Annotated in this window: 22 protein-coding genes; 10 read left to right on the forward strand and 12 right to left on the reverse strand. The window is 39.5% G+C overall.

Annotated features, from left to right (window positions below):
• The first annotated feature begins 136 nt into the window (after positions 1-136).
• Together ACK8HY_RS01425 and ACK8HY_RS01430 are read left to right on the forward strand one after the other, a co-directional pair.
• Positions 137-2359 carry a glycosyltransferase gene (locus ACK8HY_RS01425; protein ID WP_416132485.1) on the forward strand — a complete coding sequence of 741 codons (2223 nt, stop codon included), beginning with the start codon at positions 137-139 and terminating at the stop codon, positions 2357-2359.
• Between the two features lie 278 nt (positions 2360-2637).
• The gene (locus ACK8HY_RS01430) at positions 2638-2760 is read left to right on the forward strand and encodes a hypothetical protein (RefSeq protein ID WP_416132486.1); all 123 of its coding nucleotides are present in this window, start codon (positions 2638-2640) and stop codon (positions 2758-2760) included.
• Positions 2761-3009: 249 nt separating this feature from the next.
• Here ACK8HY_RS01430 and ACK8HY_RS01435 read toward each other — a convergent pair whose 3' ends face one another.
• Positions 3010-3201, reverse strand: coding sequence for a cold-shock protein (locus tag ACK8HY_RS01435; protein WP_416132487.1), 192 nt, complete (start codon positions 3199-3201; stop codon positions 3010-3012).
• A 1109-nt stretch (positions 3202-4310) separates the two neighbouring features.
• On the opposite strand from ACK8HY_RS01435, the gene ACK8HY_RS01440 reads away from it, so the two are divergent.
• Positions 4311-4676 (forward strand): response regulator, encoded by a 366-nt coding sequence (locus ACK8HY_RS01440; protein WP_416132488.1) that lies wholly within the window; start codon positions 4311-4313, stop codon positions 4674-4676.
• Between the two features lie 342 nt (positions 4677-5018).
• Here the strand turns inward: ACK8HY_RS01440 and ACK8HY_RS01445 are convergent, their stop codons facing one another.
• Positions 5019-6080 carry a fatty acid desaturase family protein gene (locus tag ACK8HY_RS01445; RefSeq protein ID WP_416132489.1) on the reverse strand — a complete coding sequence of 354 codons (1062 nt, stop codon included), beginning with the start codon at positions 6078-6080 and terminating at the stop codon, positions 5019-5021.
• Positions 6081-6772: 692 nt separating this feature from the next.
• Positions 6773-7003 carry a hypothetical protein gene (locus ACK8HY_RS01450; protein ID WP_416132490.1) on the reverse strand — a complete coding sequence of 77 codons (231 nt, stop codon included), beginning with the start codon at positions 7001-7003 and terminating at the stop codon, positions 6773-6775.
• Between the two features lie 349 nt (positions 7004-7352).
• Here ACK8HY_RS01450 and ACK8HY_RS01455 point away from each other — a divergent pair, with 349 nt between their 5' ends.
• From ACK8HY_RS01455 to ACK8HY_RS01465, 3 genes are all read left to right on the forward strand, one after another.
• Positions 7353-7724 (forward strand): hypothetical protein, encoded by a 372-nt coding sequence (locus ACK8HY_RS01455; RefSeq protein WP_416132491.1) that lies wholly within the window; start codon positions 7353-7355, stop codon positions 7722-7724.
• Positions 7725-8153: a hypothetical protein gene (locus ACK8HY_RS01460; RefSeq protein ID WP_416132492.1), complete on the forward strand. Its 429-nt coding sequence runs from the start codon at positions 7725-7727 to the stop codon at positions 8151-8153.
• A gap of 123 nt (positions 8154-8276) precedes the next feature.
• The gene (locus ACK8HY_RS01465) at positions 8277-8609 is read left to right on the forward strand and encodes a hypothetical protein (RefSeq protein WP_416132493.1); all 333 of its coding nucleotides are present in this window, start codon (positions 8277-8279) and stop codon (positions 8607-8609) included.
• Between the two features lie 58 nt (positions 8610-8667).
• Here the strand turns inward: ACK8HY_RS01465 and ACK8HY_RS01470 are convergent, their stop codons facing one another.
• From ACK8HY_RS01470 to ACK8HY_RS01490, 5 genes are all read right to left on the reverse strand, one after another.
• Positions 8668-9573, reverse strand: coding sequence for a hypothetical protein (locus tag ACK8HY_RS01470; RefSeq protein ID WP_416132494.1), 906 nt, complete (start codon positions 9571-9573; stop codon positions 8668-8670).
• Positions 9574-9594: 21 nt separating this feature from the next.
• Positions 9595-10287, reverse strand: coding sequence for a hypothetical protein (locus ACK8HY_RS01475; protein ID WP_416132495.1), 693 nt, complete (start codon positions 10285-10287; stop codon positions 9595-9597).
• Positions 10288-10377: 90 nt separating this feature from the next.
• A complete protein-coding gene (locus ACK8HY_RS01480; protein ID WP_416132496.1) occupies positions 10378-11490 on the reverse strand; it encodes a helix-turn-helix domain-containing protein in 1113 nt (370 codons plus the stop codon).
• A 55-nt stretch (positions 11491-11545) separates the two neighbouring features.
• Positions 11546-13429 carry a serine hydrolase domain-containing protein gene (locus ACK8HY_RS01485; protein WP_416132497.1) on the reverse strand — a complete coding sequence of 628 codons (1884 nt, stop codon included), beginning with the start codon at positions 13427-13429 and terminating at the stop codon, positions 11546-11548.
• Between the two features lie 147 nt (positions 13430-13576).
• Positions 13577-14485, reverse strand: a complete 909-nt coding sequence (locus ACK8HY_RS01490; protein WP_416132498.1) for a diacylglycerol/lipid kinase family protein — start codon at positions 14483-14485, stop codon at positions 13577-13579.
• 55 nt (positions 14486-14540) lie between these two features.
• Here ACK8HY_RS01490 and surE point away from each other — a divergent pair, with 55 nt between their 5' ends.
• Both surE and ACK8HY_RS01500 read left to right on the forward strand, forming a co-directional pair.
• Positions 14541-15284, forward strand: a complete 744-nt coding sequence (surE, locus tag ACK8HY_RS01495) for a 5'/3'-nucleotidase SurE (RefSeq protein ID WP_416132499.1) — start codon at positions 14541-14543, stop codon at positions 15282-15284.
• Positions 15285-15579: 295 nt separating this feature from the next.
• A complete protein-coding gene (locus tag ACK8HY_RS01500) occupies positions 15580-18066 on the forward strand; it encodes a hypothetical protein (protein WP_416132500.1) in 2487 nt (828 codons plus the stop codon).
• Positions 18067-18188: 122 nt separating this feature from the next.
• Here the strand turns inward: ACK8HY_RS01500 and ACK8HY_RS01505 are convergent, their stop codons facing one another.
• The 4 genes from ACK8HY_RS01505 to ACK8HY_RS01520 all read right to left on the reverse strand — a co-directional run bounded on the left by ACK8HY_RS01505 (position 18189) and on the right by ACK8HY_RS01520 (position 20400).
• The gene (locus tag ACK8HY_RS01505; protein ID WP_416132501.1) at positions 18189-18341 is read right to left on the reverse strand and encodes a hypothetical protein; all 153 of its coding nucleotides are present in this window, start codon (positions 18339-18341) and stop codon (positions 18189-18191) included.
• A 99-nt stretch (positions 18342-18440) separates the two neighbouring features.
• Positions 18441-19157: a hypothetical protein gene (locus tag ACK8HY_RS01510; RefSeq protein WP_416132502.1), complete on the reverse strand. Its 717-nt coding sequence runs from the start codon at positions 19155-19157 to the stop codon at positions 18441-18443.
• 66 nt (positions 19158-19223) lie between these two features.
• Positions 19224-19547, reverse strand: coding sequence for a hypothetical protein (locus tag ACK8HY_RS01515; protein WP_416132503.1), 324 nt, complete (start codon positions 19545-19547; stop codon positions 19224-19226).
• A 154-nt stretch (positions 19548-19701) separates the two neighbouring features.
• Positions 19702-20400 (reverse strand): hypothetical protein, encoded by a 699-nt coding sequence (locus ACK8HY_RS01520; RefSeq protein ID WP_416132504.1) that lies wholly within the window; start codon positions 20398-20400, stop codon positions 19702-19704.
• Between the two features lie 997 nt (positions 20401-21397).
• On the opposite strand from ACK8HY_RS01520, the gene ACK8HY_RS01525 reads away from it, so the two are divergent.
• Together ACK8HY_RS01525 and ACK8HY_RS01530 are read left to right on the forward strand one after the other, a co-directional pair.
• Complete coding sequence (locus ACK8HY_RS01525; RefSeq protein ID WP_416132505.1) at positions 21398-22750, forward strand: TlpA family protein disulfide reductase; 1353 nt, start codon at positions 21398-21400, stop codon at positions 22748-22750.
• Positions 22740-25934 carry a SusC/RagA family TonB-linked outer membrane protein gene (locus ACK8HY_RS01530; protein ID WP_416132506.1) on the forward strand — a complete coding sequence of 1065 codons (3195 nt, stop codon included), beginning with the start codon at positions 22740-22742 and terminating at the stop codon, positions 25932-25934. Before ACK8HY_RS01525 ends, ACK8HY_RS01530 begins: the two co-directional genes overlap by 11 nt.
• Positions 25935-25940 lie beyond the last annotated feature (6 nt).

Below are 25940 nucleotides of genomic sequence, written 5' to 3' on the forward strand. Positions count from 1 at the left end.
TATATCACTCTTGTTATCTTCAGAATAATAATTTTCTTTCAATTTATTTTTGTATATTTATAAACCTCCCTACGTGCAGCACCTTGTCAAAGATACAGGAAGATCGTATGCAAGGACTTCACTTAAACAACCAACAATGATTTCAGCAACAAAAAGAGGAATAGCGTTCCTATCCACTTATCCTCCACGCGCCTGCGGTATTGCAACCTACACTACAGATCTGATGAAGGCTATTTCGAGTAAATTTGAAGAGTCTTATCGACTAATTCCTATACCGATCATAGATGATAATACGTCTCAAGAAGATGGCCCACTAGGGAAACTAGATATAGCAAACCCATGTTCTTTCGATACTATTCTTGAAAATATTCTGTTTGATCAGGATATTAAATTGATCTGTATCGAACATGAGTTTGGCCTTTTCGTTGGTCAAGAAACTAAGTTCATAACTTTTCTCAAGGATCTTAATGCAGCACAACTTGCTATTGTCCTGACTTTCCATACGGTGCTCCCAGCGCCAGATTGCACGATGCTTGAAAATGTATATGCTATTGCTTATAATTGTTCGCAAATTATCGTGATGACACAAGGGTCCGCCGATATCCTTACAGGTACTTATAAAATTCCTACCAGTAAAATAACCGTAATTGCGCATGGCACGCATTTAGCTCCGGCGACGGATAAACACACCATTCTTGAGCGGTATAGTCTCGTGGGCAAGAAAATTCTCAGTACATTCGGTTTACTGGGGCCTAGCAAGAGCATAGAGACTTCACTCTATGCACTGCCCGCTATTATCGAACAGAATCCAAATGTAATGTTTCTTATTTTAGGGATGACACATCCCAATCTTTTACGATATGAAGGAGAGACCTATAGAAACAAACTTGAGACAATAATAGATCAATATCACATTTCAGATCATGTCCGCTTTGTTAATGAATTTCTTTCAACAGAAAACTTATTGGCCTATCTATCGATCACCGATGTGTATCTTTTTACGTCAAAAGACCCCTTACAGGCGGTTAGTGGGACATTTTCTTATGCGTTGAGCTCTGGCTGCCCCATTGTGTCGACGCCAATCCCTCATGTGAAAGAGGTATTAAAGGAAGATATGGGGACCATAGTTGATTTTGAAGATTCTGAGCAGCTTGCGGCTGCAGTCAATCAAATTTTGGATGATGAACTTAAATTAAGCGAAATCCACCGTGTGAATCTTCAAGAGATGGTCAAAACCTCCTGGCAAAATGTTGCTATAGCCCATGTTTATCTTTTTGAGCTTCTGATAGATAAAAAGAGAGAAATGAGATACTCAGTTCCCCCCCTCAACCTGGATCATATTTTTCGGATGTCTGAGGGGCGTGGATTTGTTCAATTTGCGGATATTTCCATGCCGGACCTTGCAAGCGGTTATGCGTTGGATGACAATGCAAGAGCGCTTATAGCCATGTTACATCACTACAAAATATATGAATCTTATGAAACCATTGATCTGATCCAGAAATACTTGGATTTTATAGGTTATTGTATGCAAGGAGATGGTACATTTCTGAATTATGTAGACAGGGACGGCAATTTTACGATACAAAATAAACAGGAGAATCTTGAAGATGCCAATGGCCGAGCTGTCTGGGCTCTGGGTGAAGTAGTGGGCATGGCCAATCTTTTACCTGAAAGGATAGTAATACTTGCGATAGAGCTTTTGGAGCGGGCATCTAAGCATGCATTAGTGTATTATTCGACAAGATCGATGGCCTTTACCATTAAGGGCCTGAGTTTTATGAAGGGCAAAAATTATAAAGCTATCATAGAAGTCCTAGCAGATCGTTTGGCAGCCATGTTTGAACATGAAAACTCTACAGATTGGCATTGGTATGAATCTTACATGACCTATGGCAATAGTGTTATCCCAGAAGCCATGTTGATCGCCTATGAGACAACTGGGGATAACAGATATAGAGATATCGGCTATCAATCCTTTGATTTCTTGTTGAACAGGATTATTGTCGATGATGAGATTCATGTGATTTCCAACAAAGGGTGGGCACAGCGTGGCCAGTTGAGAACCCAGTCAAGGGGCGGAGAGCAGCCCATTGATGTTGCTTATACCATTATTGCACTAGATAGATTCTATAAGTTTACAAAAGATGAGCAATATAAGAAGACTATCCGAATAGTATTCGACTGGTTCTTGGGACGGAATCATATTAGACAGATCGTTTATAATCCCATTACCGGAGGCTGTTTTGATGGTCTAGAAGAGCATGCTGTCAATATCAATCAAGGAGCGGAATCTACCATAAGCTATTTAATGGCAAGGCTTAAGATGAAGGATTACACACAAGAACCTGTGAGATAGTTTCTTTTGAATAGTAAATGTTTCATTGTCAATTATTATTTGTATATTTAATACTAGGATCTACTATTTCATATAACCTCATTCCGTAGATCCAATATGATAAAAACACTTGTTTTATCTTTAAATTATCCACAATATATCTCGGAAATTTTTAGTTCAACAACTAGCAGCTAGCGTACCTCAGGGAGAAAAACGTTTTGGCTTAATATTATTCCTCCAGATCAAGAATAAACATTGAAAAGGAGAAAGGATCATACACACTATAAAATCCATACATCATGAGTAAAGACACAAAAAAGGAAAAAAGCACAAAAGAGAAAACGCAATCATCCTATCAAAAAGAAAAGGATACTGTCTCTAAAGATTTAACGGATAATGTCTTCCGTAAAAAAAGAAAATAGGCGATTTAAAAATAGCTTATAATATGCACTTGCACTAAGGTAGATTAATTTGGGGCGGGTATGAAGGCTGGATTATTAGACCAGTTTTTTGCCCGCTTTTTTCTTTAACAAAACTGAGTTGGAGTATAAGATATTGTACCTATATCAGGTACAGTTGTCAAGAATTCTCACAAAAAAAGCATAACAGTTTCCTGTTATGCTCTTTGGAAGATAGACAAGTCATCTTCCAAAATAGACTATTCTACTTAATTATGCCTTACGTACGTTAGTTGCATTAACGCCTTTTTTTCCATCCTCTAGATCGAATGTCACGCTGTCGTTTTCACGCACATCATTTAACAAACCAGTTACGTGGACGAAAATATCGTCACCACCATTTGCTGGTGTAATAAAACCGAAACCTTTGGTTTGATTAAAGAATTTTACTGTTCCTTCTTGCATTGTATTATTATTTATTTAAAGTATTGATACGTTATATCTATAGTAATGGTATTATAACCAGTACGCTAGTAATCTATTTGTTAGCATAAAGATGTATTTGTATATTAAAGAGGATTGATGGGATCAAGTTTAACGATACTGCACCTATTGTTTTGACAACAAAATAAGCTTCTGAAATGCTAAAACTGAGGGAAAAGAAAATGCTTAACGATTCAGAAGAGCAAAGGCGGAGCCTGATTATTAATCAAATGTAAGTATAATATAATGGAATATAGCAGATTTATATTTTTATTTTTCTCTTATTTTAGATAAGCAGTATAAAAATATCCGTTCTTCAAAAATAGTTATGCAATTTATGATCAAAATATCATTGTATTGGGATCCAAAGAGTGAATATCATCTTTCCACCAAGGCATTTTACACGATTCACCCTTACGTGGGGTGATTATCTGTTTTGAAATATAAAGAACCAATCCCAGCCACCTTCTTTCTGTTATTTTCTTCCAACAGGGGGGGTAAATAGATTATTGAAAATAGACGCTTATGTTTATCAGTTTTTAGAATCTTATCGCGTGAGAGAGAGGTGAATCCTAATCGGAGACACTTATTCCGTTAAAAAAAACTTTGATTTTCAATACGCAAAGACGTTTTTATACGTCTTCGTTGGAATATACACGTGAAATACAAGTGATTGCTTTACCAGTAGAACTAATAATGTTCGATGGATGTTCCAATTCAAAAGTTCTAGTGCAATAAAACTTTCTAAACATGGCAACAACAACTAAAAGTGGCGCAAGTGAAAGTTCAGGAAATGGAACGGTGACCAGACAATCCACAGACCATACAAAAAAAATATATCGCATCCGATTTGGCATTCGCTAAAGTCTTGAAATACAATGAGGCCATTCTGCTTTTACATGAAACTCTGCAGAGAAAAAGAAATGTGATTCTGATTTAACTACCATGGTGAATACCATCCTCGATTAAAAAGCTAATTCAGAGCCACTAAACAAAAAAACGGATGGATCCTATTTCTGTAACATCCATTTTTATAAATGATGATCTCCGAAAATGTATCTCAGATCGATAAAATTAAAAAAAGACTCAAGATGAAAAAGAAAATTGTGGTGTGTGATAATGATATAGAAATACTAAATGCATTTTCTATGCTATTGGAGGATCAAGATACGATAGTTATAACTGTAGCGAACAGCTTAGTTCTGATAGAAGTGTTGGATAGTATAGTTGCTGATATACTCTTTTTGGACATACATATGCCCGCTCGGAACGGAAACCAAGTACTGCGTGATCTCAGGAGTTCACCCAAACACGATAAGTTGCCTGTCATCGTGATTTCAGGTCATATCGATGGACGGAGTATTTCAGTGGAATGCGGAGCTGACGGTTTTTTAGCTAAACCTTTAGATCTTTCCGACGTGGAAAACTATATACGAAGATTTGTTTATGAAAGTTAGTCTTAATATCGAATTCGGGTGGAAGCGATCCGAAAGATGTATTACTTTTTATAATAACTCAAAGTATGGATGGTAATCTCGTTTAGCTATGGATACCCTATTTTTTAGATGTTGCAATATGATGGATTACTAGCCAATGGAGCTTATCTATTCAGGAAAGCTTTTGTCTAAACGATGTAAAGATGACGATCTCTTTCCTTACCTTAGCTTGGGTTCTTGGAAAAGAAAAAGTAAGAGGAGGTTCAATCTTGAAACACTTGTTATACTTAATCAGCCGATCGGCAAGCAGACCTCAATTGGACCATAACTTTCTTCTCCTGAGTAGCCGGAATTGAAGGATTTCTAACGGGACATGCTATGGATTACCTGGATATGGGATCTGAATGCCTCCCGAAAGGTCTCATATTCCACATTCTTGATACCGAGCTCTCTGCAGGTCTCCTTTACGATCCTGTTGATTGCAGGATAATGCACGTGGCAGATTTTTGGGAAAAGATGGTGCTCCACCTGAAAATTCAATCCACCGAGCAGCCAGGTCAAGACCTTATTCCTAGTGGCAAAATTAGCTGTCGACTGCACCTGATGTACCATCCATTCTTCCTCTAGCTTGTTGGTTCCTATGGACTTGAATTCCGTTTCTTCTACCACGTGTGCAAGCTGGAAGACGGTTGCCAAGAAGATTCCGCATAATAATCCCGTCACCGATAGACCGATCAAGGTCGGCAACCATCCGACAACGATCACAGGTATGACTATAAATATACCGAAATGGAACACTTTACTGATCCAAAAGATAACTTTCTCTTTAAGCGGAAAAGCAAATCTTTCGGAGTTTTTACCAAGCTTTTGCCGAAAGTACTTTTCATAGTCCTGATAGAAAATCCAAGCGAGGTAAGATAAGCCATATAGGAAGATAAAGTAGTATCGCTGGCACTTGTGATAACCTTTGAGTGCCTGATTGGGGTGCACACGCATGAACTTGATCTCAATATCATGGTCCTCTCCCTCGATATTGGTATACGTGTGGTGCGCGATGTTATGCTTAAGTTTCCAGAAGTATATATTGCCCCCGACAAGGTTCAACGAGTACGAGAGTATGGTGTTGATCTTCGTATTGCGTGAAAAAGAATTGTGACCGGCATCGTGCATGATATTGAAGCCGATTGCTGCAAAATTGACGCCAAGGAACAAACACAATAGGATGCTGATTGGCCAATAAGGTTGTATAAATACAAGTAGCGTGTAAAGGATTATAAATGAAGTAAATAGAATGGCTGCCTTTAAACCTACCCTCCAATCGCCTGTTTTAGATTTACCGCTAACCTTAAAATATTCGTTTACCCTTACTCTGAGCGATTTTGAAAAGAATGTATTTACATTGCTGAATTTTATAGATGGTGACATTGTGGAATTGTTAAGAGTGCTAAAAAAGATAAGAACAGCTCAGTTTATGAGCTTATTTCTTTTTCTTGCTGAGCACATTTGGTGTTGTTTCTTTTGAAGTCGAATCTTTTTCCTGTTGATAGTAAGACTGTGACTTCTCTTTCGTACTTTTTGCTTTTTTTTTGATCTTTACTCATTGTAGGTGTACTTCATACTGTTCGTTTTAATTGTTTGCCAGTCATTTCCTATGATCGGCAGTTAGCAGAATGGGCCCTACATTAGACAGGCCAATAATCTGCCTTGTTATTTGAAAAATGTTATTTGCTTTAAAAAGAAGGGATCGTGACAGGGCAATCTAAAAAATTTCAGGATAAAACAACATGTTCTATTTCAAGTGTGATCTGCTGAATAGAGTTAAAAAAGTGGCAGAACTTTCGGTTAAAGGTAAGGATAATAATTGACTTTCAGTTCATTATGCTTATTGAATTTTGAAATAGTATCAACTACGCATAAGGTTTCATTATAAACATTGCCATTGGATAGCCTGGGGCTGATTGTGTTGAATTACCATGGCTAGATATTTTACTGGGAAATAGATCAGGACTAAACCCATTAATATCGATGTAATTATCAATACTACGTTAATTTTTCTCTGATTTTATATTAATCGATGTTGTGATTTTGTGACTGGAAAAGTATCTCAAACTTTATTTTTAAATGTTTAAATCATCCTTATTCATTACGTTTGGATCGATCATTTTTTGGTAAAACGTTTCTATTAAAAGAGTTTCATTAATTGAACCATTTGAATTCATAAATTTATCTAGATCTCCTTTAGAGGTATAAATTTTAGTGAATTCAATCTCAATATACTCATCGTCCTTTTTATCTCTGTTACAATGCTGTATTTTTATTTCAGTTCCTCTTACTTTAAAATTGCTCATTTCTAGACATTTTTTCTTATAAATATAGGAATAAATTATGGATCTTCTTATAATATAATCCGTCTTATACAAAATCTCCTAGATACGAACTGTATTTACAAAAGGTAAAGGGAAAAAATTAATGGTACAGCCTAGCTAAATTGATTTTTGTTTATCGAAAAGGGACTGGCTAACTGTTTGGAAGGTTATATACCTATCAGTATTTGGATATGAAATCCCTCAACACCGCCTTGGAAGGCGGGAACTGAAGTATACTTTCATAAAATAGCACGAATGATTTAAAAGATGATGTCAAAATGTTTTATTTTCCATAATGCAATTTACTAAATTCATGTATTACGATATTTTTATGGCAAAGTATTTAGCGGACGATCAAATCAGAACCAGATTGAGACTTGGGAAATCTGTGGAGCAATGGTTGGGTGTTGTTCAGGAAACAGGTTATACCATACTCAGATGGTTGAGCATTGATAAGGAAAGCGACGAAATCTTTTCTGTGGCTTATTTTGAATCCTTTGATGAGGGAAATGAAGATTTCTTAGACATCTATGCGTTTTCGTTGGTTGATCCAGATGAGCCATTTGGTGTGATAAATACTTTCTCTTCAATTTCTGAAGCGTTGGAATTTGCAGAAGTGACATACAAAGCGTCTCCTCTTAAATATACCGCTGTAGGAATGATTCAGGAAGAGTACAAGTCCAAAAAATTAAATACCAGGTAAATGGCTAGCGAAAGAATAAAGAGAAAGATTAGCTTACCACAATCTGAGTTATTTAAAGATATTGTAGCTATAGATCTGGATGGTATTTATCTTGATCTACATAATGACTATGACTGCATTCGATTGGCATACAAGGCAGCCTATAACGAATTTCGTCTTACATTTAAACGAATCAATCTGGCAACTGACGCTAACTATGGTCTAGTTGATCTCGTATTTATTGATGCGGTCATGGAGAAATGCTTATTTGTTCTTGAGGAGGATGTTTCCAATGAGTTTAAGACTATTGACCTGATGTATCGAGGTCGGTTTGAAAATGAAACTGCGCTAGCTGAGTTTGATGGCTCTGTGCGATCGCTGTACTATATAGGTTTTTATAGCGGGATTGAATTAAAGGTATTTGCAGCCTCGTTAATCGTTGAGTTGTAGAATGATCATGTAAGTAAATCGTTGCTATCAGTTCTATTTTAAATTTGGCTTGAATTGATAATTTATTGAAATTAGACAAACACTAACCCTCATTTTTTGATAGCTAAATTGACAATAACCATTATGAGAGAAATGCAATTTAAATTATTTTTTACTCAGCAAGTAGCGGATATTTTTAATGACAATATCGATATTCATATTATACTAAGTAATGACGACGTATATGTTGCTACTTTATTTACGTTAAACAATATTGCCATGTTGATGCGACGTGACGAGGCTTCCTATTTCTGGGCTCCCGATATGATTATCGTGCCGGATTTATCCCATTTGACGATACGTAAAGCTATTCAGGAGGCACTGGATGACGGCTATTTTGAAAATGCCTGCTCAAAAATAGGTACAGTTAAAACGGTGTTTGATTATGAAGGATTGCCATCTTATTACCGAGGTTGATAAGACTTCTATTTATGAATGATCTTAGAAAATTGTGTTACTGGTATTTGCTAATCGTTCATTGGTCGAGCCAATGAACGATATTAAGCAGAAACTGCGCATTTTGGTAAGCAGAAGGATGATTCATTCCCCTTTTTTCACTTTTAATGCCATGGAGTTGCGCAGAAAAAGGAGCGCCATCTCCGAATATCACAATTCTTCCCTTCCCAAATCGAAGGTATGCACCATTTGCAAATCCTTTGCCCGGCAATCGGGGTATATCGTCTGGTATAGGCCTTTTTATCAGATTAGCATCAGTAGGTAAATAAATTTCATATTCATCGTCCAACAAAGAAATAACCTGTGCGGTTGCTGGGACTGTAAATCCGGTGCCGCCCCAGCACATGATACTGTCTATTTCTGTACTTGATCCAGCTGTAATTTCATTGGGCAAAAGCGATTTTCTATCTCTTGAAAAAATTTCGGGCCGCCCATCTTTGCGTAGTGCAAAACCATTCATAACATGAATGCCGAATACCGCGGCAAGAGCCTGTACCGATCCGCCACAGGGCATGTGATCTGTGACCAAAAATAAGTTTCCGCCGTCGTTTACCCATTGCCGAAGGAGTTCTATTTCCTTATCAGTAAAAGCCGAACGGGCAGGCAAGCTCCAGTTTTCTGGATCATATATTGCATTTACACTGATATATATTTTTGCTTCTTTTAATCTATCCAAATTAATTTTTTCTTTGGCACTGCGAAGCCTATATCCGTCCGCTTGCAGAAGAGTTGAAAATGCGGCATAAGTTCCTCTCAAAGTAACTGGATTGTTGTGTGCCTCGTCAAATAGGAGCAGTGGTCCATCACCGATCCGATGGTGCGGATCGGCAATGGGATAATGAAACTGTTCGTCAGCTACCTGCTGCGCCTTTAGTTGCACTATACTCAGGAGAATAAAGTATAAGCAGACAATCATTCTTTTCATACTATTTTTTTACTAGGATTATTAATCAGCCTTCAACCAAAGATCCTTTTCAAAACAGGTCATCTGCTCCACTTTGCCATTGGCAACAGAAAATGTCAAAGGAAAGGTCCCATCTTCGTTGAGGAAGAAAAGTTCAGAGCGAGGGGTAAATGAAATTGTTTTGTTATCCCACATTTGTTTAAGGATTATGCCTTGTGCCAAAGGTTCAATGGTAATTTTAAGATTGTTGTCGTTGGCCATGAGGTAAGTTCCGGCAAGTTGTTTCAGTTGAGATTCGGTAAGATTCGCAATTTTATTGGGGTCAAACGGTACACGTTCGCATACAATTCTGCCCAGGATCTTGGCTTGGCTAAAATCTCCAGCGCTATTTTTTAAGAATTCTATCGCATAGCCTTCGTTTTTGGATTCAAAATGCGTATCATCTTTGCGGACGAGCTGAAATCTTTTTTTCTGATCCCATAGCTGTGTTGCATGCAGCGTATTATCTTGCTCGTCGAAAGCAATGAAAGCTACTTTGTTGGGGAGCTGGTAATAGCCCTGAAATGATTTCAGCGGAGTCTGATTTTGCTGGAGGGAGGCACTTGGGGAGGTGGTCTGCGCAAGTGTATCATACGAGGCTAAAAGGCAACATGCTCCCACTAGAAGACCGTATGTTGCTTTGGAAATTTTGCTTATCGCTTTTGCGCGAATACTTGGTTTAATTTGTTGTATCATAATTTTTTTTGTTGATATGATACAAGATTAGGTCTTTTCGATAGGTTAACCGTCCGAATGGATGCAATCGAACAAACTTCACTTTCCTCCTTAAGTTGATTGTTTACTATGGGCTTTCATATATTCTGTCGGCGTAATACCAGTTGCCTTTTTGAAGCTGCTGTAAAAAGTTGTTCTTGAATTGAAACCTGCACTTATCGCTACCCCAAACATATCAAGTCGCTTGGCCTCTTCGGATAATAATAGTCTTTTCGCTTCCTCCGTGCGCAATTCGTTGATAAACTGGTAAAAATTTTTCTCCAAGCCATTGTTTATGATATAAGAAAGATCATGCGGATTGATGCCGATATGGTCTGCGAGGGATGAGAGGGTTAGGCCCGGATCCAGATATAACTTCTCAGCTGTTGTTTTCTGTACGATTTTTTCTTTTAATGTGTCTACCTGTTGTTCTGTCAACCGCTCCTCGGTTTTAATTTTCTTTGGTTGGTCACTTTCATCAATCAGATTATCGGTAGATTCAACAGCATATATTGACCGCTGTGTTAAAGTTGCGTACCCAAGTGCCAATGAGCCCATAAAATATAGGATTGGTGCAAAGGAGTTAAATACAAAATGAGCCAACGCCAGCAAACGGACAAGGATCATAAATAATAGTGCGATCAATAGATATTTCAACCAGATCATGTTGATCTTCTCCATATAGGAAGACAGCTGGCGAATGTTTTTTTGATGTATTTTGAAGAGTCTGTAACAGGCAATCCAGTAAAAGATACATTGTGCAAAGAATAAATATTTAACTGCAAATATGATCCACTGCGGTAATTTTGGGGGATGGATGTAATTATTAAAAAGTCCCGGTATCAAGTAAATAGCAGAAAAAAGCAGAAAAGCCAAGAAAGGCACAAAATGTAATCCCCAATACCGAATCGGCGTCGTTGGTTTGACCATGTGATGAACAGCAAGATAAAAGCAGGGGAGGGTGGCCCAGCGGGGTAGTTCAAGAACATGGATCAAAGCTCCGTTGTCGATATGAAAACCTTCGAGAAAGAGCTGGGTAAATAAGCATGCCAACAGAAAATAGTATGTGCCCAGCCAGCGGTCAGCCTGGAGACCTGTTTTGTTGACCCCCATAAAGATTAAAGTCCCGAGCAACCAAAGTGCACCAGCTGAAAAAGCGTGAAAAGTATAGAGTATGTTGACCATGGTTTATATTAACCTATCTTTGTTCTGTGAATTTAAACATAATTGGCCAAATGAGTTACATCATCCAGATCGGCACGCCGATCCAGCCATTTAGAGACAGCAGCGCAACCAAGTAGCATAAAAAGAAATTACAGCATGCTAAGAGAAGACGCAACCATCTCGGAGTTAATTGAAACCAACGCTTATAGAGGAGCAAACTACTGACGATAACAAATATTGCAAATAAGAGCATGCCCAGGAAAATAGAAAAACTTGTTGCATTACAAGACGTAAACAACTCCTTGTGACTGGCATCTGTCAATCCCATGAGCCGATAGGCTGCAATAAAACAACAGGTTCCTACTGTTGGCAATAAAGGAATTCCGAGGTCCATCAGCTTCATTTTTCCAAAGAGTGTAAGCACTATTCCTACCAGACTAAAAATCATATAAATCGAAATGGCACTAATTCCTAGATAGATGGGGATTTTCTGTATGAGTATGGAAGCCCGAGGAACTTTTCGATAGAAACTATTGCCATAACCCTGAAAGAAAGGTTGGCCCATGGAATCTTTGGCTAATACAAAGGAAGGAATAATATCCTCTTTTGCGCGGAATAAGCCATTGCCGATGTGGATCAGTGAATCCACCTGTCCGTTTTCTTTTTTGACGAGAAGCCGATCCCTGCTGATCCCCCTTAATTCAATACTGCCAAAGATCCGCCTATAGAATTCCCAACGGTCATTTTTGGGATTCATAAATTGGTAGTAGCCTAATAGCGGTTTTATTTTTTGTTCATCTATCGGTAAGCTGGTCAATTTCGGCGTGGATATGTTTTTAGTCAGAAAGTCTTCGATTGCTTGCGAGATCGGCCACATATTGACTACACTGTTCGCTGCTATGGCATAAGCTATACCAGCTTCGCGATTAAAAAATAGCCAGGATACAAAACCTTCCCCTTTGCCGTTATGGCCTCGCAGGCTAACCTTTTTATTATTCGGAAATAGATCATTTCCCAGTGCATAGCCAGTCTGTAATCCCGCCTGGCTGGCAAGGGTACTGTGGATAGTCTCCATTTCCTTTAAATAGGCATTATTTGGTAGTGCGCTGTTGGCACTGCCATTGAGCAGATAAAGCATAAATTTGGCCATATCATGGGCATTTGATACCAATGCGCTGCTAGCTCCGTTGCTGCCCGGCTGATAGAACGGCATAGGCCTGAATTCACCATCTTGAAAATCATAACCTGTGGCGAAGTTAGGCCTACGTATTCCATTGCGGTCAAATAAGCTATTACTCATATTTAGTGGTAAAAAAATATGCTGTTCTAAATATTTATCCCAAGGCATGTCCGTCACTTTTTCGATGATATAACCGAGTACATTATAACCCGGGTTGGAGTAGGACATCATCGTTCCTGGCTTCCAGCGGACGGTCAGCGAATTGCTTACGGCCTTGATCGCTTCGATACCAAGTAGAGGCTTTTCACCGCTATTTACCATACTGTTGAGCTGTACATCATCAAATCCAGCGGTGTGTTCCAAAAGGTGAATCAGCCTCACCGGATTTGTATCTTCCCAACGATTGTTAAAAGGAATTTCAGGTGCTATATCGCGAATGCGGTCGCTGAGTTTAAGCCTTCCTTTGGCGACTAGTTGCTGGATCCCCATTGCCACGAAAAATTTTGTAACAGAGGCGAAGTGAAATTGGGTGAGCTGATCTACAGCACGATGTTTCTGAAGGTCAGCATAGCCCAGTCCGCCAACGTATAGCATGCTATCTTTTTTGACAATCGAGACCATCAGACCTGGGATATTTTCCTTTCGTATAATAGTATCGAGCTGTTTATGCAACTGGGCTATGGTGATATTGGAAATTGTTTTGGAGTTTACCTGTGCTGCTACGGTAAAATAACTTACTGCAATGAGTATTGCGATATAGAAAGTTTTTAAGTTGATCATAAGCTTTTTCTTTTTTGCAAATTAGCAATGATCTTTGCTGAATCAGTCCGTCTCCATCCAGACGGATTGATGAATTGCGTAAATGATCACAAAAGCCATAAAATCCCCGACTTTTCAGTATCTCGCCACTACCGCCTAAATACACCGTCAATTCCCTTCTACAATAATTTCTATCAAGCTATCGAGCAATGAAATCTTTAGTCGTTGCCCAGTATAACCTTTGCACTCGTCATCGATGTGAAATTCTGTTCCCTGCCACTCCATCGCTAAGCGGCTTGCTCTAATAGGCTTAATATTAAATGTCACATTCTTTTTCTTCAATAACCCATCTATATAAGCAACCAGTTCCTGGCGTTGATCAGCGGTGACGACGATGATATCAAATTGTCCATCTCCCGGATCAGCGTCCGAAGCGAGCACCAATCTAGGCCCCATGCGGGATATGTTCATGACTTCGACCATAATGCATTCTTTTTCAATGCTACCCGTAGCAGTTACGAGTTTGAGCACTTTGGCTGGAAATGTAAGTGCTAGTTTTCGAAGCTGTTCGAGGGCGATCCTAATTTCATCTTCTGCACTGGCGGCATTCGTGTTTTTTTTATCCATTTTCTCCATCAGTAAAGGGAATACACCGAAACCAATCGATTCGACGAAATGTAGAGGTTTGCGTCCTAGACCTGTTACCATCCCGACATCGAATTTTTTAAGCTGGAAATGACTCCATAGACCCATAGCCTGTTTACAGTCCAAAGGAATACCCAAAGAAATGGCAATGTTGTTTGCTGTCCCTTGGGGCAAGATTGCTATCGGTCTTTTAAATCGTAGCTTTTTTTCTAAGAGCGCCATAATAGTCATTTTTATGGTGCCATCACCGCCTGCTAAGGCAATTAGGTCGGTCTCTGGATCGATCTTTTTGACGGCATCTTTTTTAGCGACTACTGTGCAATGGTGTCCCAGTTCTTCAATAAGCTGACAAAGTTCGTCTTTGTCCCCATTGTCTTCATCCCCCGCAGCTGGATTGTGTACTAATCTTACTTTTTTGCCATGTTCTTTCATATCAGCTGAACAAAGCCTGCGTGAGATTGGTTTTCATAGAAAAGGTACAATTATTATGAATATACTTATCACCAATGACGACGGTATCTATTCGCCGGGCATTGCAGCTTTAGCAAAGACCGCGAGGCAGTTTGGTACCGTTAGGATTGTTGCGCCAGATGTCGAGCAGTCGTCCATGGGACATGCCATTACTCATTCTCGCCCCCTGAGCTATCGTAGTTCCCCCATTTCATTTGAGGGAATTGATGCCTTTCGGGTGAATGGGACACCTGCGGACTGCGTGACGCTGGGCTTGCATATGTTTCCCGATACGCAGGTTGTGCTTTCAGGCATTAACATGGGCCCCAACCTTGGTAATTCCATGTGGCATTCAGGCACACTTGCTGCGGCAAAGCAGGCCATGCTCCTGGGTATTACCGGTATCGCGCTGAGTACCCCAGTCGGCAAGACGGAGCCAGATTTTGAAGGACTATCTCCATGGATCGCCGATGTACTCAAGATCTTGCTCAATGATAAAGGCCCTGCACTATATAATGTGAATTTTCCTCCAAAACCAGAGGGAGTTGTATGGACAAGGCAATCGGTGCGGCTCTATGATGGCAATGTAGTACCTGGTCAGGATCCTGTGGGAAGAAAAAACTATTGGATCACGGTAATACCACTTGAACCGGCGGAGGAAGGGACAGATCGCTGGGCGGTAGAAAATAAACTGGTATCCATTACGCCGCTACGGCTGGATTTGACTGCACATGATGAACTTTCTACCAGACTAAAAAGCGGGCGGAAATTAGACCGATAGCATCAGGTATATGAAAAGAAGGAAATTTTTAGCAGAGACAGCCCTTGCGGGTGCAGGTTAACAGAATATAAAATGGTAACAATTAAAGTGGAAACCTATTGCGGTCGACATGCTAGCGCCTGTGACTCCGGAAATAATCCTTCCTAAAAATATTCAGCTATCGTCAAATTCATTTGCATGGCAATAAAGAGACTTTTCGGTATCTGCCCGTTACCGCTTACATACACCTTATTTCCCTCAGATAGCACCAATAACCCGCCTACTTTTGCTATACACTTTTAAGGAAAAAAGAACTATGGCAAATCAGATTTTAATTAAGAACACCATGCAGGAGATGAGGAACCTCTCCGCAGAAGAAATAGCAGGACTACAGGGAACCACAACCATCTATTCAGGGGTAAAGCTATTGGGCTATTACAAAAAAGGAGATACTCCAAGGCCGATTATCTATTATCTGTCGACTACCGAACAAGGAGGGGAAGATGGAGGAAGTGTTATTGTAGTCAGTGGCAATAAACTTGTTCATCATTTTACCGAAGGAGTTGATATTTTATATTTTGGAGCCTATTGTGATGGGCTGACCAACGACCTTGATGCATTTTACTTTGCCAATGTCTATGGCGGAAAATATCAAAAAGAAGTGATACTCAGTCGCGATACATTGGTCCAGGCAACAGGATCTCGTGCTACAATGGGCGGATCTTCGCTCAGGGCGATCAATGGGGCAAAACTGATCGTTGATGGTAATGTTCAGATCAATACGACCAATGTCAAACGCCTGCATATGACCGACCTTGAGATTGAACTGCGGAATAACTGGGGTACCAATACCACCGCGCACAACTGCCGCACCCTATTTTATTCCACTGGAGCAAAGGCTGACCGTTACATCTATTACCGTAATATTATTTGTCGGGCGATTGTTCCCGAAGAGAACGGGACATATCGTGCAATGGGACTGATTGAAGAGTCTGGCATAATGGGTGGCGAGATCAGCAATATTATCACCTACAACATCCATTCAAGCATAACGACTGACCGAAATGTTGGCGGTAATCTGTCGCTTTCCAAGGGATTGCTGATTACAGACTGCAAATTCTACAACGCGGCTTCGGGTGTGGTAAATAATACCTGGAATAGCTATCTCCAGAATATCGAATTGATCAATACCCAGGAGCAAAGTGCCAATTTTGTCCAGAAGGATATACCCACCATTCCAGAGCCTTATGGAATGGACTGTGTCCTGAGTTCAGGGAGCTTTACCACGTATACCAATATCCGTGCTATCAATCCTATTGAGCGGTGTATCTATGTACAGGCAAGCCACGTCTATGCCGAAAATCTTTATTCGGTCAATGGAGATGGATTTAAGTTTGTGGGCTATGACAATGATAAGCTTGTAGAAAATATCAGAGTCAAAAATACCACCTGGGTTATCACCGATGAATATGCCGACCTGCGGAAATTTATGTCGCATACACAATTGTATTATGTCAAGAATATCTGGATTGAGGATGTCAAGATCATCAATCAATCTTCCGCTTCGAAAGCCCTGTTAAAAGAATTTGGTAGTATTCGAGGCTATGCCGAGAATGTGTATATCAAAAACGTACAGCATATCGGGACACCTATGGCTGTTGGTTTTATGCGGATGGCATTGCCAGAAGAGCCTGTCGCCGGATCTTGGGAAGTCTATAAAAATATCAATATCGAAAACTGTAGTTTTTCGGTCTACCGAAATAAAGTCAATGGAACCATCTTGCGCACCGGAAGTGAAACGGGCGAAGTAAAGAATAGCTGGACGGGCTATACAAAAGCTGATTACATCGCCAATGGTGTTAATATTATCAATTGTAGTGTAGACAACAGCCAGCGTCAGGATAAATCACCTTATTACTATCGGGGGATCAAAAATTTCCATGCGGCAGGTAATACGGCTACCTCTGTGCTTGAGCATGCCTCAGGTTTTATCGATCCGGCTTTAGCGGCTGAACTCAATAAACAATCACAGTCTGTTTCTATTCAGGATACATTTAAAACGAATGCTATCGGACTTGCACTTGTTGCGGTCGATGGGTTCAGATTTAAGGATCAGTCTACAGTAACTTTTCAGGAAAACGGGACAAATGCGCAATTCTTTGTCACAAATCAAAAAGATGGACTGGTATCTCTTTGTTCACTTAAATCTTGGAGGCCAAGTAAAACTGCCAATTCAGTGCTTAATATTGGTGATCATAATGCTATTGTAACTTCAAAATCTGCCAATGGTCAATATATCGGTGAGATCAAATCGGGTGTTTTGGTAAATAGGCTGGGGGATATTGCTCCAGTGGGATCTATCGCTTTTAATGCTCAGACCAAAGAGCTTTCTATTAATTCCTTTGATGCGGATCGGGTTATAGATATAGAAGTTTTATTGACAGCTGACAAGAGCCCTTCGAAGGTGATCCCTTCTTTGACAATGTCTGCGATTATTAATGCGTCGGGAACTACTTCAGCAGCAACAGCCCTTTGGGGTGTCAGTAGCTATGTGGATCTGATGGGGGCGAAGAAGATCCTTTACAATGGCCGATTTGGTAATCAGGGCAGTAGGATTGCATTTTATAGCAATAATGGTGCTGCGGCCTTTCTATCAGCTTATCCGCAGACGGATATGGTTATCAGCAATCAGGAAATAGCTATTCCAGATGGAGCTTTATATGCTCGGTTTAGTTGTTATGACCCGCAGTCCAATAATTTTTATCTGATTTTGAAAGATGAGAATGGGGATATTATTCGGTAGGGGAAAGTAAAACTAAAGTTAGGATATTCGGCTCTCTCGGCTTTAGGAGAGTTTCTAATAGGGGGCATTGTCAATCTTAAAAATAAGAAAGAGTTCAGCTATAACAAGATAGCTGAACTTTTTTAACCCAACTTCGAATCCCATGGTTTATGCTTGTGTGGTTTCAGATCCGGATGCTTCGGTTTAGTGTCGGGTGTTACCCGTTGTCTTCTGTCGGGAGTGCCATCTTGTTTCTTAGGCTTTGGTCCTGGTTTGATTGCTGTAATTGTTCCCATCTTAAAATGTTTTTATCTAAAATAAGATTTGATGAAATACATCTTTTATGGTATCCTGTAATAAATAGATTTGTTAATTAATTTGGAAAATATATAAACCTATTTATGCTGATGTTTTTTTCTAAAAACCTCAATTTCCAATTTACTGAAATGTCTTTCTAAGCGGTAAACCTCTGCCAAATCTGTTGTATATTGATAATATTTGTAAGTCTTTTCAAACTCTCTTGCATACTTATTCAAGAATCTATCAATTCGTAAATCTATACCAGCGTCGTATTCCGAGTAGATTGCTACTAAAAATCGCTCTATGACATCCATTAATTCCCAAACTTCATTGTAGGTGGGAAACAGATCTTGTGTCATAATATTGATTTGGCTATCCGTATGAGCGTAAAATTTATCACGTAGCAATTTTAACTTGTTAAGTGTTGAATCTTGATCGTTATCTTCGATCACCTTTAGAACCTCATTGAAGCAATCTAATGAAATGTTTTCTTTGAATTCTTTGTTTAAAAGTTTATTATAAAGCTTTCCAATACCAAATTTTTCACCCTTTGATCTGGATAATATTTTCGTTATTTCGAGAACAAAGAGTACCCAGCTTTTTCTTGATAGCTCTGCGTAGACTGGCGACTCACTCGTGACGAGATAATCTAATATTTCGATATTAATTTTAGGGTCATTTTGAATATTGAACTTCTCAAAATAGAATTTCGGACTTCTTGTTATATGGGCTTGGGCTAATCCAATTTTACTTTTGATATATAACACATATATTTTTCCAATGAGCTCTTTGCATTTATTGATGTTTTCCATAATAAGCATAAATTAGTTCTGCAAGTTAATATTGAGTTTATTTCAATTAAAATCAAATAAACCACATCAATCTGTCATCGTTTCCTCTTCAGGTTGTGTTTGATTTGAATGCTGATCCAATTCATACCAGTGCATAAACTGCCTTATCGCTGTTTCAAGAGTATGACCTTTTCGAGGTTCAAAAAATTTTACTTCCATTTTTCGTATATTTTTGTATTTCCTTTTTGAAAAGGCTTTATTGATTTTATGGATGTCGTAATATTTTTTTAATGCGTCGTAGGATTCCTTTTTGAAATCGGTTTTAAGAGATTCTGTATTTCCACTGATACTAGCTATTTCAGATGTTAATTCGTCTATAATTACTTCTTGGAAATCATCATATTCCGTCATACATTTGTCAATGTAATTAAATACCTCGTTTGGAGTTACTTGGTGCCACATTTACATCTATCGGAAGCAATTTGATTTCATTTTCTAAATAGCTATTAGTAATGTAATTTTGAAATAAATTCATCTTGCCTGAGCCAGTTTTAATTTTGTTTATCTATTCCTCGCTCAACTCAATATAGCCCCGCTGAATTAAATCAACATAGTTTTTGGCATCTGCGAGTGTGGTAAAGCAGGCAATCACTTGAGGTTGATCTTTCACAGAGTGTAAGACTTGATAAGCTAGTTCTACTGAACTAGGTTTATTTGTAGCATTGCATATAAATAAATCTAAACCTTTTAATTCATCCTTGGTAATTTTCGATAGGGGCTTATTAAAATAGGTCAATAACGCCGGAGGATTGTTCTTTTTATACTCCTCAGCAAAGGCTTTAATTTTCTTTACCAGAAGTGGGTTAATGGTTTTTGTTGACTTCTTACTTTGTGTATCATCTGCTCCAGCATCGCTTTCAGATTTGGCTTCACCTTTTTTGACCTCTTTATCAACCTCAACTTCAAATGGGATTTTCTCGATTTTCATTAGGCGTTTTAGTTCTTGATCCAATGCCTTGGCAAGACCGGTATTTCTTCTGGTTTGGCCTGTTACTTTTAATAGCGCATTTTCTCTTTCAAATAGTTCTCCCAGCTGATTTAGATTTTCTTCACTGGGTTGGATATTATTACTTCGCCAATAGCTGACAGTTTTAATATGAACACCTGTCCAAATTGAGATTAGAAAATTGGAAATTTTTAATCTTTTAAGTTCGTCAGATATTCTATTAATTTTAATTACCTCATCAAGCTTTTTTCGTCCCATAATTTATTTTAAAAAAAGTAGTCCTTTTATTTACTTTTATTTGTTATATTTGTATTGTAAATATTATGATTGCGAAATGTTGAGTGTCAATAACCACTCAAAAAACGAAATCACTCATGACTGAAAACCGCAAAAATTCCGCATGAGATGATCGTGGATTCGCTTTCTATTGGATTTAATGTATCTTTGTACATATTCCAATAGAGCGGATACCATGTTAGTCTTTGTGGAACCAAGACTCTGTCTTGGGGGCTCTTTGCGGTGCCACAGTCAAAGCATTGGTATTCGCTCTATTGTTTAAATAGCAAAAGAGCGCTTGCTTTAATCGAGTGATTTTCGTTTTCATAAACCAAAAAAGATTATGAAAACAAAAATTACAACCATCAATGAATTCCTCAGCAAGATTAATGATCTAGTGCTATGGGGATTTCTTCTATTTCAATACCAAAACGTTATATCGCCACCAGAATAACGACTATTAAAATCCAAAAAAAACAGAAAGCGGATAATGCCTAATCTTTAGCAGAAAGATAGTAAGCTACACTATTGTTATAAGATTGTTCATTAATTCCTAATAGTTTTCTCGCCATGGACTGCTTGAACACTTAATGCCTTGTTGTTTTTAATTTGTTAATACTGATTCGAAACCTAAAATTAGCAAATAAAAGCAGGCTTTTCAAATAAGTGCAGATAAACCTTTTGTTGTAAGACAATAAAAGCATGTCGAGTTTTTTCTTTTTCCGATAAGAAGCGTCATAATGTCCCCTAGTAGATGCCTTGTAACCAGTTAGAGACAGCCTTCGGAAGCATTTTATTTTTTTAGTATACCGCAGAGATTAAACTTAGTCTTTGTTTAACGCTTTTTTGAATGCAAAATTTATGCAAATGGGAGAGGTATGTCCTTTTCCGACCCAATATATTGGTGAATATTATTAATTGTTTTTTAAAGGTAATAAAGAATACGCAAGCCTTGCTTGTCCTTACTTATTTGTTTTCTATGTTTAGTTTATCAGCTCAGACGCCCCGCAAGGACAGCGGGGCCGATGGGCTTCAAATGATCAAAGCGTTGAAGGTAGGAGATAAGGTTCCCGAAGCACTTTGGGACTTGCCCTTGGCTGTTATAAAAGATCTCAAAGGAAAGAATACGATTAAGCTTGCCGACTTCAAAAGCAAAAAACTAATTATTCTTGATTTTTGGGCGACATGGTGCGCCCCCTGTATTAAGATGCTTCCCAAACTGGATCAATATCGTGCCAAGTATGGTCAGGACATCGCGATACTTGCTGTAACAGATGAAACCAGAGAAAGGATACAGAGCTTTAGTGCCCGAAGCAATAGCCCAGTATCTACTGTATACGAGGATCAGACTATAAAGAAGTACTTTCCGCGTCACTCCTTACCGCATTCGATATGGATAGCGGATGGTAAGCTCCTGATGTCCAACACAAGTGATTATATTACAGATGGTAATATACTGAATGCTATTCAGGGGAAACCTATAGAGGAATTTAAGAAAACTGAATTAGTCGATTATCAGGACAGCATAAAACTACAGGATTTCCTTAAGGCTAATGTCATCGCCAAATATGATTCAAATAGAGCTTTTTATCGCTCTTTCGATTGGCATATAGGGCGGTTGAAAATAACTAAATCTTACTTACGGTATCTTAATGGGGCTATAGAAAATATGCTTTACGATCTCTATAGTAAAGATATACCTCATTATGGCCGATTTAACAGATTGGTGTTTGATATTCCTGATTCCGTCAAGAAGCTCCTGTGCTACGATTACGAGAAGTTTGCCAGCATGCCGATCGCAGAGCGGTCGAAGTGGAATTATCAATGGAAACAGGATCATTATTATTGTTATGAATTTATTAATCTGGATAGTACTGCAGATCTTGATCCAAAGACGATATTCCGGGAAGATCTGCGTTCATTTTTATCGGATAACTTTGGCGTGGATTTCTCCTTGAAGCCCCTGCTGCGAAAACAATATTTCATTACTGTATCGTCATCCCATAAGGCTTTTAATGTGGAAGGATTAAAAACAGAAAATTTTTTCGATCCCAACACACGAAAAGCCCGATTTGTCAATATTTCACTGGAAAATATCCTTGGCATTATTGCAGAGCAAAACAAGCGTAATCCTATACCGATCGTCTGGGATAAAGCCTTTACTGATCAGCTTTACAGTATCGACTTTGACTGTTCGCTGCAAGACCTACCCAGCGTATTTGCTATCCTAAAAAAGCATGGTATCCAGGTAGGGCTTTGTGAGCGCCCCTTGCTGAGTGTTTATCTCACGCAATCTGCAACGGTAAGAAGGGAGGTGTCAGATGAAAATTAAGACTATCGTCTTTTTGCTCCTGCAAATAGTTTTCTTAGGTAGTATTGCACAGACTAAGCTAAATATTCGTATCACAGATGATGAAGCAAGGCCGGTAAGAGGGGCTTCTTTAAAAATATTAGGAAGTCATTCTGCTGTATTGTCCGACCAGTCTGGGATCGCTACAATAACCGTGGCGGCTGCTGATCGCTATGTTGTATCTCATTTAAACTATCGTACGGATACGCTTACGGGTAATCAGCTATTGGCGGACAAGACCATCGTGCTTCAATCACTTGTCAGAAAGATCGAAGAGGTATTGGTACAGACTGGTTATCAGTCGATTTCCAAAGAACGTTCGGCAGGTTCATTTCAGGTATTGGGAAAGGAGCAGCTGGAGCGCTCCAATTCGGCCAATCTGCTTAATAGACTGGAAAATATAACGACAGGACTGGCCTTTATACGTAAGGACAATAACGGGGAGGGAGACGGTACTCCCAAGCTGAGATTGCGGGGAATGACCACCATATTTGGTGATGGCTCGCCACTGATCATCCTCGATAATTTTCCTTTTAATGGAAGTATTGCAGATATCAATCCGGAAGATATCGCCACTGTGTCGGTGTTGCGTGATGCCTCAGCCGCAAGTATCTGGGGCGCGAGAGCCGGAAACGGTGTGATTGTATTGACTACTAAAAAAGGTAGTCAGAAACCGCAGACTTTCCAGTTTTATACAGGACTTGAAGTGGCTTCAAAACCAGACTTTACAAGATCCCCTTATCATATTGATGCGGGTAGATTTATGGATATGGAAAAGACCTTCTTTGATAACGGATGGTATGAGCAAAATGACTGGACGCTGAATTCGCCTTATGTAGATCGGCTATTTGATCTCAAAAATGGAAAAATATCCGAAACGGATTTAAGCTCATGGGCTACAGTGATGCGGCAACGGGATTTTATCAATGAAATGCGGAAGGAATTGTATCAAACGCCAGTCTTGTTGCGTTATGGCGTTAATAGCTCCGGTGGCTTTGCGAAAGGCTCTTATTACTTTTCAGTTGCCCATCAGTCAGACCAAACTACCATCCGTCATAATTCGAATGCGAAAACCAATGTCGTAGCCAATATGGATTACCGATTGACCAGTGCACTGACGCTGGATATCGAAACCCAAGTGATGCATAGTGTCATGAAAACGGATGGCATGGGTATGAGCAACATCATTGCCACGGGTAAATCCTACTTGCTGCCATACGCTTCTTTTGGAGATGAATATGGTATCCCGAGACGTTATAGTCTACGATATATTGAATCGGCAGAATCAAATGGTTATCTGGATTGGCGCTTTTATCCGCAACAGGAATATCAATGGCGGGAAAACAGGGACCGCGACTTTTCATTCCGGTTTAATGGCGGCTTGCGCTATAAATTTCCTTTCGGCCTGGATATCGGATTGAAACAGTTATATACGGTGGGCAGCTCTGCTTCGAGAAAGTATTATTTGTCCAATTCTTATGAGAGCAGAAATCTGGTCAATCAGTATACTTCACCTGATGGTGTGCGAGCGATACCGAAAGGTGGTCTGTCTAATGTATCGGGTGATTCGCAAAGGGGGTATGCTACCAGGTTCTTTCTCTCATTTGACCGTAATTTCGGCGACTTGCACCAACTGAACCTGTTTGCTGGAGTGGAAAGAAATGAAAATATCATTGAGGGCAATCCGACAATAACAGTGTACGGTATCAATGATCAAACATTGGTGGGAGCGTCATCAATTGATTATAAAAATCCGGTACAGATGAGCCCGCAGGGAAATTGGGGGTATATCCCTGCCCCGGATAGTAGATCGGTGCTGAAAACTGACCGTTATGAGGCCTACTATGCAAATATGGGCTATACCTTTGATCATCGGTATACGGCTACTGCGAGTATACGTGTCGACCAAAGTAATCTGTTTGGTGTAAACTTCAATCAAAAGCGCGTTCCTCTCTGGTCGGCTGGCCTACTATGGAATGTGAAAGCAGAGCATTGGTTCAGAGGCGATCTGCTATCAGCTTTGAAACTACGAGCTACAATTGGCGAAAATGGCAATGTGGACAAGACATTAACGGCATATCCAATTGCTACGTACAGCAATGATTCCTTTAACGGCCTCACGAGGGGAACGCTAGCCAATACAGGTAATCCGTCTCTGCAGTGGGAGAAAATAAGGACACTCAATTTGGGTCTGGATTTCGGCCTTTTCAACAACAGGATTGTTGGTCAGATTGAATTTTACAATAAATGGGGGCGTGACCTGATCGCTGATGCGGTAGTGGATCCAACAACTGGGATTGATAATCAAATTTTACGCAACCGGATTAATTATGCGAATGCTTTGACCAGAGGTCTTGATGTTGACCTGACTGTACAGGCGGTCAAACGTAATCAATTCAGTTGGACGAGCAATGTGATTCTCGGCTATGTAAATAATAAAGTTACACAATATGATGATGGTCAGAACGGCTGGGCTATTGCTTCCTATCTTGGTCAGGAACAGGTGTTTTCGCCCCCTCAAGTCGGTAAGCCTCAAAATTATCTGTACAGCTACAAGTGGAATGGCTTGGATAACGAGGGGGATCCGGTTGTTTATTTGAAAGATGGTACGGTTTCCAAAAATTATGCAGCTTACCTGCAGGGATTGGAGTTGTCGGATCTTGTGTATGCAGGCAGTACAGTGCCTACTTGGTTCGGTTCGTGGCGAAACACATTTAATATTACTGATAGGTTCAACATCAGTTTTCTGCTGAGCTTTAAAGCGGGCTATGTGTATCGCCGGCCTTCACTATCTTACTATAGCTTACTGAACAACTGGATGGGACACATGGAGATGCAGGATCGTTGGCAGCAAGTGGGAGACGAAAATCACACATCAGTTCCGGGAATGCCTAAAGACTTGGCGTCGATGGCACAGCGGGATATGGTCTATCAGATGAGTGAACAGACAATAACATCAGCCGCAAATATTCGTATGGAGGATATACAGTTTGCTTATACTTTTCCCTGGAAAAACAGGCTGTTTAAAAAGGTAGATTTAAGTTTCAATGTGAAAAATTTGGGAATCCTCTGGTCCAAATCCAAGGAACATATCGATCCGGATATGCCATTGAGTTTTTATGCACGCCCCTTACAGGCGTCAATGCTTTTAAGGGTTGATTTTTAATGATTT

Source organism: Sphingobacterium sp. NGMCC 1.201703, from assembly GCF_047784615.1.
Classification (GTDB): Bacteria; Bacteroidota; Bacteroidia; order Sphingobacteriales; family Sphingobacteriaceae; genus Sphingobacterium.

Excerpts from the sequence above, each read along its gene's own strand:
- ACK8HY_RS01425 (WP_416132485.1), top strand. The coding sequence starts at position 137 with ATGATTTCAGCAACAAAAAGAGGAATAGCGTTCCTATCCACTTATCCT.
- ACK8HY_RS01430 (WP_416132486.1), top strand. The coding sequence starts at position 2,638 with ATGAGTAAAGACACAAAAAAGGAAAAAAGCACAAAAGAGAAAACGCAA.
- ACK8HY_RS01435 (WP_416132487.1), bottom strand. The coding sequence starts at position 3,201 with ATGCAAGAAGGAACAGTAAAATTCTTTAATCAAACCAAAGGTTTCGGT.
- ACK8HY_RS01440 (WP_416132488.1), top strand. The coding sequence starts at position 4,311 with ATGAAAAAGAAAATTGTGGTGTGTGATAATGATATAGAAATACTAAAT.
- ACK8HY_RS01445 (WP_416132489.1), bottom strand. The coding sequence starts at position 6,080 with ATGTCACCATCTATAAAATTCAGCAATGTAAATACATTCTTTTCAAAA.
- ACK8HY_RS01450 (WP_416132490.1), bottom strand. The coding sequence starts at position 7,003 with ATGAGCAATTTTAAAGTAAGAGGAACTGAAATAAAAATACAGCATTGT.
- ACK8HY_RS01455 (WP_416132491.1), top strand. The coding sequence starts at position 7,353 with ATGGCAAAGTATTTAGCGGACGATCAAATCAGAACCAGATTGAGACTT.
- ACK8HY_RS01460 (WP_416132492.1), top strand. The coding sequence starts at position 7,725 with ATGGCTAGCGAAAGAATAAAGAGAAAGATTAGCTTACCACAATCTGAG.
- ACK8HY_RS01465 (WP_416132493.1), top strand. The coding sequence starts at position 8,277 with ATGAGAGAAATGCAATTTAAATTATTTTTTACTCAGCAAGTAGCGGAT.
- ACK8HY_RS01470 (WP_416132494.1), bottom strand. The coding sequence starts at position 9,573 with ATGAAAAGAATGATTGTCTGCTTATACTTTATTCTCCTGAGTATAGTG.
- ACK8HY_RS01475 (WP_416132495.1), bottom strand. The coding sequence starts at position 10,287 with ATGATACAACAAATTAAACCAAGTATTCGCGCAAAAGCGATAAGCAAA.
- ACK8HY_RS01480 (WP_416132496.1), bottom strand. The coding sequence starts at position 11,490 with ATGGTCAACATACTCTATACTTTTCACGCTTTTTCAGCTGGTGCACTT.
- ACK8HY_RS01485 (WP_416132497.1), bottom strand. The coding sequence starts at position 13,429 with ATGATCAACTTAAAAACTTTCTATATCGCAATACTCATTGCAGTAAGT.
- ACK8HY_RS01490 (WP_416132498.1), bottom strand. The coding sequence starts at position 14,485 with ATGAAAGAACATGGCAAAAAAGTAAGATTAGTACACAATCCAGCTGCG.
- surE (WP_416132499.1), top strand. The coding sequence starts at position 14,541 with ATGAATATACTTATCACCAATGACGACGGTATCTATTCGCCGGGCATT.
- ACK8HY_RS01500 (WP_416132500.1), top strand. The coding sequence starts at position 15,580 with ATGGCAAATCAGATTTTAATTAAGAACACCATGCAGGAGATGAGGAAC.
- ACK8HY_RS01505 (WP_416132501.1), bottom strand. The coding sequence starts at position 18,341 with ATGGGAACAATTACAGCAATCAAACCAGGACCAAAGCCTAAGAAACAA.
- ACK8HY_RS01510 (WP_416132502.1), bottom strand. The coding sequence starts at position 19,157 with ATGGAAAACATCAATAAATGCAAAGAGCTCATTGGAAAAATATATGTG.
- ACK8HY_RS01515 (WP_416132503.1), bottom strand. The coding sequence starts at position 19,547 with ATGACGGAATATGATGATTTCCAAGAAGTAATTATAGACGAATTAACA.
- ACK8HY_RS01520 (WP_416132504.1), bottom strand. The coding sequence starts at position 20,400 with ATGGGACGAAAAAAGCTTGATGAGGTAATTAAAATTAATAGAATATCT.
- ACK8HY_RS01525 (WP_416132505.1), top strand. The coding sequence starts at position 21,398 with ATGTTTAGTTTATCAGCTCAGACGCCCCGCAAGGACAGCGGGGCCGAT.
- ACK8HY_RS01530 (WP_416132506.1), top strand. The coding sequence starts at position 22,740 with ATGAAAATTAAGACTATCGTCTTTTTGCTCCTGCAAATAGTTTTCTTA.